Below are 8,427 nucleotides of genomic sequence, written 5' to 3' on the forward strand. Positions count from 1 at the left end.
GCAGCTGTACCTCTCTAAAGATTATTCGACTTCTTTATCGATTTCGATATCACCGTCAGTTTCACCATCGATTTCAATGTCGCTTTCGATCTCACCGTCTTCGTCGTCATCTGTTTCAACGATTTTCTCGATTCCAGAAAGTTTTTCGCCTTCGCCAAGGTTAATCAAGGTAACACCTTGTGTTGCACGGCCTAGCTCACGAATCTCACTCACGCGTGTGCGAATCAATACGCCACCAGTAGTAATTAGCATAATTTCATCTTCATCATTCACTAGTTTTGCCGCAACCACAAGACCATTACGCTCGCTCACCGCAATTGCTTTCACACCTTGTGTACCACGGCCTGAACGACGGAAGTCTGCTAGTACAGTGCGCTTACCATAACCGTTCTCAGTAGCCACCATCACCGTCTGTTGGTCATCCGATGCAATCAGTAATGATAAAACTTGCTGGCCTTCGGCAAGCCTCATGCCTCGAACGCCACGTGTTGCACGACCCATTTGACGCACTTCATCTTCATCAAACCACACCGCTTTACCACCGTTGGACACTAGCACGATATCATTACTACCATTGGTGATTTCAGCACCAATTAAGTAATCGCCATCATCCAAGTTAATCGCAATAATGCCTGATTTACGTGGATTAGCGAACTCTGTTAATGCTGTTTTCTTCACAGTACCAAGTGAGGTTGCCATGAAAATAAAATGATTTTCATCAAAGCTTTTCACTGAAAGAATCGCGTTGATTTTTTCATTTTCCTCTAGCGGGAACAGATTAACGATAGGCTTACCACGGCTTGTACGGCTACCTTGTGGTACTTCATACACTTTAAGCCAATAAACACGACCACGGTTTGAGAAACATAAAATGTAATCATGCGTATTCGCCACGAACATTTTATCGATAAAGTCATCCTCTTTTGTTGCCGCAGCCTGCTTACCACGACCACCACGTTTTTGCGCACGATACTCATCTAAAGGCTGTGATTTAATATAGCCAGTATGAGATAACGTCACCACTACGTCTTGAGGTGCTATCAAATCTTCTAGTGATAAATCTTGTGCATTTTCAACAATCTCACTACGACGTTTATCACCAAACTGCCTTCTGATTTCATTTAACTCATCGGTAATAATAGTCGTCACACGTGAAGCTGTTGCTAGAATATCAAGCAAATCAGCAATCACGTCCATGACTTCTTTATATTCATTGACGATTTTGTCTTGCTCAAGGCCTGTTAAACGTTGTAAGCGCATTTGCAAGATTTCTTGCGCTTGCACATCGCTTAGTTTGTAGCCATCAGGTGTTAAGCCAAAGTTAACAGCCAATCCATCTGGACGCGCAGCTTCCATCGCCGCACGCTTTAACATCTCTTCAACCACTGGCGACTGCCAAATTTTGGCCATTAAGTCTTTTTTAGCTTCAGGTGGCGTTGGTGCAGCTTTGATGATGGCAATCATTTCATCTACGTTTGCTAACGCAACGGCCAAGCCTTCTAACACGTGACCACGCTCACGTGCTTTACGCAATTCAAACACGGTACGACGTGTAACCACTTCACGGCGGTGACGTAAGAACGCCTCTAGCATCTGCTTCAAGTTAAGCAAACGTGGTTGACCATCTAACAGCGCCACCATGTTCATACCAAAGGTATCTTGGAGTTGCGTCTGTTTGTATAAGTTATTTAGTACAACCTCAGGAATTTCACCTCGCTTCAGCTCAATGACGACGCGCATGCCTGATTTATCAGACTCATCACGCAAATCAGAGATACCTTCTATTTTCTTTTCGTTCACAAGCTCAGCGATTTTTTCAATCAGCGTTTTCTTGTTCACTTGATAAGGCAACTCATCAATAATAATGGACTGACGACCGCCTTTATCCATATCCTCAAAGTGAGTACGTCCGCGCATCACAACGCGACCACGGCCAGTGCGATAACCCTCTTTCACCCCTACCGTACCGTAAATAATACCTGCTGTTGGGAAGTCAGGTGCAGGCACTAATTCAATTAACTCTTCAACCGTTGTTTCTGGGTTTTTAAGCAGCGCAAAACAAGCATCGAGCACTTCGTTAATATTGTGTGGTGGAATGTTTGTTGCCATACCTACCGCGATGCCTGAGCTACCATTAATGAGCAGGTTAGGAATACGTGCAGGCATAATTAATGGCTCATGTTCAGAGCCATCATAGTTAGGGCCAAAATCGACAGTTTCTTTATCAATATCCGCTAACAACTCATGTGCAATTTTAGCCATACGAATTTCCGTATAACGCATCGCAGCCGCATTATCACCATCCACTGAGCCAAAGTTACCCTGACCATCTACCAACATATAGCGCAATGAGAAGTCTTGCGCCATACGAACGATGGTGTCATAAACCGCTGTATCACCATGAGGATGGTACTTACCGATCACATCACCTACGATACGTGCTGATTTTTTATATGGTTTATTGTAATCGTTAGATAACTCATGCATCGCGAATAAAACGCGTCTATGTACAGGTTTCAAACCATCACGAACATCGGGTAAAGCACGCCCCACAATCACGCTCATTGCGTAATCGAGGTAAGATCGACGCATCTCATCTTCTAAACTAATTGGGAGGGTTTCTTTAGCGAATTGATCCATATTTTGACTGTCTTATAATGGTTTTTATATGACACAAATTTTAACATGATTAGCGCGCAAAATAACGCTTACAACCATACTTTTAACACAGTTTTTCAACGCCAAAAATGGGGATTAAGCCTTATTCAAATCAAATCAGCCAACAAGGTCGATATCACCTCGCTCTAACCGTTGGTAGCGTCCTCAAAAGCACTGAGAAGCACGGAGAGGCAATAGCAAAGACTCAAGTAACAAACTCTGAATTTACATCATGATTATTGAGTACATTTTGACGGCTGATGAAACCTGATGAAGATTGGAAAGATGTTTTAACCAAAACATTAAATGACAGTAACTAAGGCACTTTATAGTGCTCCTGCGTCATTAAATCTATCCCACACTCTAGATTTTCAACCCAAGCAATAAATCGATTAACCATCTCTTTACCAACAAATGCTCGCCCATGCTGCGGCACAATAGAATCAATCTCCAAATTACGCACCATAGCAGCCCACAAGCGACAAGCTTTATTTGAGGTCATATATCGACGGTGAAAAGGCAACATTGTAGGCAAATGCTCATCAAAATTAGTGACAGGCTCAATGGCTAGGTCATGATGCACTAAAGAAGCGCCTAAATCCCCTGAGAACAAAATCTTACTTGTCACATCGTAAAACTGAAAGTTACCTTCGGAATGTAGAAAGTGTGCAGGGATCGCTTTAATGATTGCACTACCTAACGTGATATTCATGCCTCGGTCAGGAATACCAATAATACGGTTTTTGGTATTTCCAACACTGCAAAAATGCGGCAAAAATCGCTCCCAAATCGCTGGAGCGAGCACCTTACACCCAGTGCCTACCAGCCACTTATTGATGGAGGCTACGATATCTGGATCCTGATGAGAGGCGAAAATATAATCCAAGTCACGAAAATGAAAATACTTACCCATCCCCATGACCAAAGCACTATAGGTCATATTACCACCTGGGTCGATAAGCGCGCCATGACCATCATTGACAATCAAAAACTGGTTTGATTGAACTGCCTCATCTGATGAGTCAGTGTCTGATAGGTCGCTGAATTTTACACAAATGTGCTGTCCATTGTTAAATAGTTCTGATGCCACGCTTTGCTAACCTTTGACGAAAATCACATCCACAGATCACAAAATTAAAAGTGATATACAGCATGCTGATTGATTGGTAAAAAGACAACATTAAGGTTGCTTTTTACCTCAAACAAACATTTTAAGTAATGATTCACATCAAAGCAGTACGCATTAGCATGTCAATAGTGCTAAATCCGCTTTCAAATCCTCAATATGCTCTAGGCCCACTGCAATACGCACCAACCCATCACTAATCCCTGCGGCTGCACGCGCCTCAGGTGTTACTCGACTATGCGTAGTGGTTGCTGGGTGCGTAATCGTGCTTTTTGCATCACCTAAATTCGCAGTAATTGATATCAATTGCGTAGAGTCAATTAAAGCCCAAGCGGACTCTTGTGCTGTTTTACCAGAAACTGGCTTCACCTCAAAAGTTACAATACCTCCACCACTAAGTTGCTGGCTCATTGCTAACGCATGCTGCGGATGAGACTTCAAGCCAGGATAATGTACGCGACCAACCTGAGGCTGTGCTTCTAGCCATGTAGCTAATGCCAACGCATTTTTGGCATGTGCTTCCATACGTACATGCAGTGTTTCTAACCCTTTTAAAAACACCCATGCGTTAAAAGCACTCATGGTAACGCCTGCTGTGCGCAAAAACCCATAAACTGGCTCCATCAGCGCCTTAGACCCTAATACGGCGCCGCCTAAACACCTACCCTGCCCATCAATATATTTTGTTGCAGAGTGAATCACAATATCCGCACCCAACGCTAGTGGGCGCTGTATTGCTGGTGTACAGAAACAATTATCAACCACCAAATGTGCGCCTGCGGCATGTGCAATGTCCGCTAGCAAACGAATATCGCATACCTCAGTCAATGGATTGGATGGAGTTTCGACAAAAAACAGCTTAGTTTTTGCTGTTGCCGCAGTTTTCCATTCATCAGGCTCAGTGAGCGAAACAAACGTGACATCTAAGCCCCAACGTTTAAGGATATTGCCAAACAACTGTACGCTTGTGCCAAATATACTGCGAGATGCGACGATATGATCACCAGCCGAACACAAACCCATGACACATGCCAAAATTGCTGACATGCCGCTAGAGGTTGCAACACACTGCTCCGCGCCTTCCAAAGCTGCTAGCTTGTTTTGGAACATCGTGACCGTTGGGTTAGTAAAGCGCGAATAAATATTGCCAGGTTCCGTGCCACCAAATCGGGCAGCGGCTTGTGCCGCACTTTTAAATCTGAAGCTAGAATTTAAGAACAAAGCTTCAGAGTTTTCTCCGTATTCAGTCGACTCACTACCAGCACGTACACTCAGCGTTTCTGGGTGAAATTGTAAATTATTATTCATCATTTCCTCTAAGTTCTCGGGACATAAAAAAACCCGCTCAAGCATTGCGCTAAAACGGGTTCTTTTTTACTCGCTTTAGCTGTATTTATAATGCGCCCGCAAGCTGAGTATGGCCTTGATTAATGTTGGCAAACTCAAATCAGCGCAGTTTCATGTTAGTCCTAAGTGTAAACACAGTCAAGCATTTAACAGGAGCAACGACATATTTTAAATGGCCTCATTTAAGCGCCCTCTTCTATCTCGAGTCCATCAGCGTTGATTAAATTCAAATCTAACTGTGTGCTTGAATTCGCTGGTTTAGCACCTTTTTGTCCATCACCACGCGCAGATTCAATTTTTGACAAATATGCCTCACTAATATCACCAGTCACATATTTACCATCAAAACATGAACAATCAAAGTCTTTGATTTTAGGGTTGCTTTGCTTGATACCATCCACTAAAGCGTCAAGATCTTGATAGATTAGCGCGTCAGCACCAATTTCTTTGCAGATCTCTTCATCGCTACGTCCAGTTGCCAACAGTTCATCGCGACTTGGCATATCTATACCATAAACATTGGGGAAGCGAACTGGAGGCGCCGCTGAAGCAAAATACACTTTAGTTGCGCCTGCGTCACGTGCCATTTGCACGATCTGCTGAGAAGTTGTACCGCGCACAATAGAGTCATCTACCAATAAAACATTTTTACCTTTAAACTCAATGCCAATTGGATTTAGTTTTTGACGGACTGATTTTTTACGTAATGCTTGGCCTGGCATAATAAATGTGCGTCCAATATAACGATTCTTAATAAATCCTTCGCGATAATCTAGCCCTAACGCCAAGCCAACTTGCAACGCACTTGGACGGCTAGTATCAGGAATCGGAATCACGACATCAATCTTTTTATCAGCCCATTCGCGCTTGATTTTTTCAGCTAAGGTTTTACCCATATCCAAACGCGTTTGATAAACAGACACGCCATCAATCACTGAATCTGGACGCGCTAAATATACATACTCAAAAATACATGGATTTAACTTCGCTTCATCAGAACACTGACGTGAATAGAAGTTGCCTTCCATATCAATGAATACCGCTTCACCAGGCTCAACGTCACGTACAACTTGAAATCCCAATACATCTAAAGCCACACTTTCAGAGGCAACAACGTACTCGGTACCTTTATCTGTTTCGCTTTTACCAATCACCAATGGACGAATACCATTAGGATCACGGAATGCGAGCAAACCAAAATTAGCAATCATCGCCACAACCGCATAAGCCCCTTTACAGCGTTTGTGGACTCCAGCAACTGCATCAAAAGCCATGTCAGTGTTTAATACGGCATTACGAGACGTTTTTTCAATCTCATGTGCGAGTACGTTTAGCAATACTTCAGAATCTGAACTTGTATTAATGTGGCGTAAGTCCTGACGGAACATCTCTGATTTCAATTGTTCAGAGTTCGTCAAATTACCGTTATGTCCTAATACAATCCCAAATGGAGAGTTCACATAAAATGGCTGCGCTTCTGCGGCATTAGAAGATCCCGCTGTTGGATAGCGCACGTGTGCAATACCCGCATTGCCAACAAGACTACGCATATGACGTGTTTGAAACACATCTTTCACTAGTCCGTTATTTTTATGCATAAAGAATGTATTGCCATCACAGGTCACAATGCCAGCCGCATCTTGCCCCCTATGCTGAAGTACCAGTAATCCATCATACAACAACTGATTAACTGGGTTTTTACCAACAATGCCTATAATTCCACACATGTATCGAGCCTTAACTGATGAGTTCTATTTATTTAAATGATGATTCTAGTCGTATTTAACGTGCTTAGCGATGCTCTCTGGAACCCATGGCAATGAACTAAGTACGAGTGCTTCAATTGGGGCGCTAAACATAGCGTTGCGCCACCTAGCGTCTTTAGGCATATCGGTTAATCCTGCCAGAAAAACAATCACACAGACAATTAACAGGCCACGGGCAACACCAAATAAAGCACCTAAGAAGCGATTTAACCAGCCTAATCCAGCTTTCTTAAAAATTGCAGATAGTGCGATGCCCAGTAACGTAGCAAGCAATAAAGTGGCTAAAAAAAGTACCAAAAAGGCCGCTAACACACGGAGTGCGTCGTTAGGGATATCTACTGGCATCATAGGAAGAAGTTGATTTGTATAAGTAATGCCTACATAAAACGCTGCGACCAAGCCAACTATCGCAAGCACTTCTCTTATCATGCCACGCATGACGCTTAATATTACAGACAACCCTATTATGATTAATACAATATAGTCAAAAATCGTCATTTTAAATCTCTACCAATTCCATCAAATTGCATCGTTGTGTTAAAGTTAGTGCGAAGTAGTATCAAACTAATCATTACTAATAACGATACCTGGTAGCCCAATCTCTTTTATCTTCACCAATGCACTCATCGCATCCTGACGAGATGTAAATTTACCTGCCTTGAGACGAAGGCCATCACCTTTTGGTGTGGTCGCTTTCTCAGTAGTCGTTGTAAATCCAGCCTGCTTAAGCTGATCTTGTAAACGTTTTACATTTGCCGCATCTGAATACACACCCACCTGAACAGTAAAATTACCTTCAGATTTAGATGGTGTTTGATTTTCAACTGATTTTACTGGTGTTGAAGTAGCTTCAACTTGTGTTTCTTCAGCAGATTTAACAACCTTTACAGGGTCTGCCTTTTTGACTTCAGCTTTCGGCATAACCACTGCTTCAGTTTTAGCCTCAGCAGCTTTTGCCAAAGATTTTCTACGCTCAATCTCTTTTGCTTCTGCTTCTTTTAGTGCAGCAAGACTATCCACACTTGGCGTATTCAATAGCTCAGATTCAACTACATATTCATTCTCTGTTGCCTGCTGATCAACCTCTAAGGAAGCTGACGGTTGTGGCACATTTTGCGCATAAGCTAGCTCATGAGCTACCTCAGGCATTGTAATTTTTATAGATTCTGGCTTTGTCTGCGCGGAACGATCTTGAAGTATCTGCGGCAATATAATGAGCATCAAAAGCACAAGCGCAACTGCACCAACCAAGCGCCTACGTGCTCTCTTTTTAAGAATTAATGCTTGATCAACTGGCAAATCTACAGACATTACTGCTTCCTTAAGGATGTGTTAACACGTTCGTTTAAATATTGCATAACACTAGAAACAGTAAAAAACGAACCGAACACCGCGATTTTATCATTTTCACTCTGTTCTATACAGCTTTCTCTATCGATATAAGCTTGATAATAAGCATCTCCTAAATTATCAAAAACTTTCACCGATGCATTCGGAATGATTTCAATAATCGCATCTATTAGCGCACTA

The 8,427-nt window shown here is 42.6% G+C and carries 6 protein-coding genes and 1 pseudogene; all 7 read right to left on the minus strand.

Translation table 11 applies throughout. The features are described from left to right. Positions 1 to 21 precede the first annotated feature (21 nt). Positions 22 to 2,640, minus strand: coding sequence for a DNA gyrase subunit A (gene gyrA / locus Q7U33_RS05020; protein WP_304858503.1), 2,619 nt, complete (start codon positions 2,638 to 2,640; stop codon positions 22 to 24). A gap of 334 nt (positions 2,641 to 2,974) precedes the next feature. Beyond that, positions 2,975 to 3,748, minus strand: coding sequence for an MBL fold metallo-hydrolase (locus Q7U33_RS05025; RefSeq protein ID WP_304858504.1), 774 nt, complete (start codon positions 3,746 to 3,748; stop codon positions 2,975 to 2,977). Between the two features lie 153 nt (positions 3,749 to 3,901). After that, positions 3,902 to 5,092: an O-succinylhomoserine sulfhydrylase gene (locus Q7U33_RS05030; RefSeq protein WP_304858511.1), complete on the minus strand. Its 1,191-nt coding sequence runs from the start codon at positions 5,090 to 5,092 to the stop codon at positions 3,902 to 3,904. A gap of 221 nt (positions 5,093 to 5,313) precedes the next feature. Further along, positions 5,314 to 6,858, minus strand: coding sequence for an amidophosphoribosyltransferase (gene purF, locus Q7U33_RS05035; RefSeq protein ID WP_304858505.1), 1,545 nt, complete (start codon positions 6,856 to 6,858; stop codon positions 5,314 to 5,316). A 45-nt stretch (positions 6,859 to 6,903) separates the two neighbouring features. Then, positions 6,904 to 7,395: a CvpA family protein gene (locus Q7U33_RS05040; RefSeq protein ID WP_304858506.1), complete on the minus strand. Its 492-nt coding sequence runs from the start codon at positions 7,393 to 7,395 to the stop codon at positions 6,904 to 6,906. Positions 7,396 to 7,461: 66 nt separating this feature from the next. Then, the gene (locus Q7U33_RS05045; protein ID WP_304858507.1) at positions 7,462 to 8,208 is read right to left on the minus strand and encodes an SPOR domain-containing protein; all 747 of its coding nucleotides are present in this window, start codon (positions 8,206 to 8,208) and stop codon (positions 7,462 to 7,464) included. Beyond that, positions 8,208 to 8,427 (minus strand): annotated as a pseudogene (locus Q7U33_RS05050) (bifunctional folylpolyglutamate synthase/dihydrofolate synthase); the annotation flags it as partial. The gene Q7U33_RS05045 and the pseudogene Q7U33_RS05050, both read right to left, overlap by 1 nt.

It is taken from the genome of Methylotenera sp., from assembly GCF_030653755.1.
GTDB lineage: Bacteria > Pseudomonadota > Gammaproteobacteria > Burkholderiales > Methylophilaceae > Methylotenera.

Bases quoted from the DNA above. Each gene is read 5' to 3' on its own strand.
- gyrA (WP_304858503.1), bottom strand. From the start codon at position 2,640: ATGGATCAATTCGCTAAAGAAACCCTCCCAATTAGTTTAGAAGATGAG.
- Q7U33_RS05030 (WP_304858511.1), bottom strand. From the start codon at position 5,092: ATGAATAATAATTTACAATTTCACCCAGAAACGCTGAGTGTACGTGCT.
- purF (WP_304858505.1), bottom strand. From the start codon at position 6,858: ATGTGTGGAATTATAGGCATTGTTGGTAAAAACCCAGTTAATCAGTTG.
- Q7U33_RS05040 (WP_304858506.1), bottom strand. From the start codon at position 7,395: ATGACGATTTTTGACTATATTGTATTAATCATAATAGGGTTGTCTGTA.
- Q7U33_RS05045 (WP_304858507.1), bottom strand. From the start codon at position 8,208: ATGTCTGTAGATTTGCCAGTTGATCAAGCATTAATTCTTAAAAAGAGA.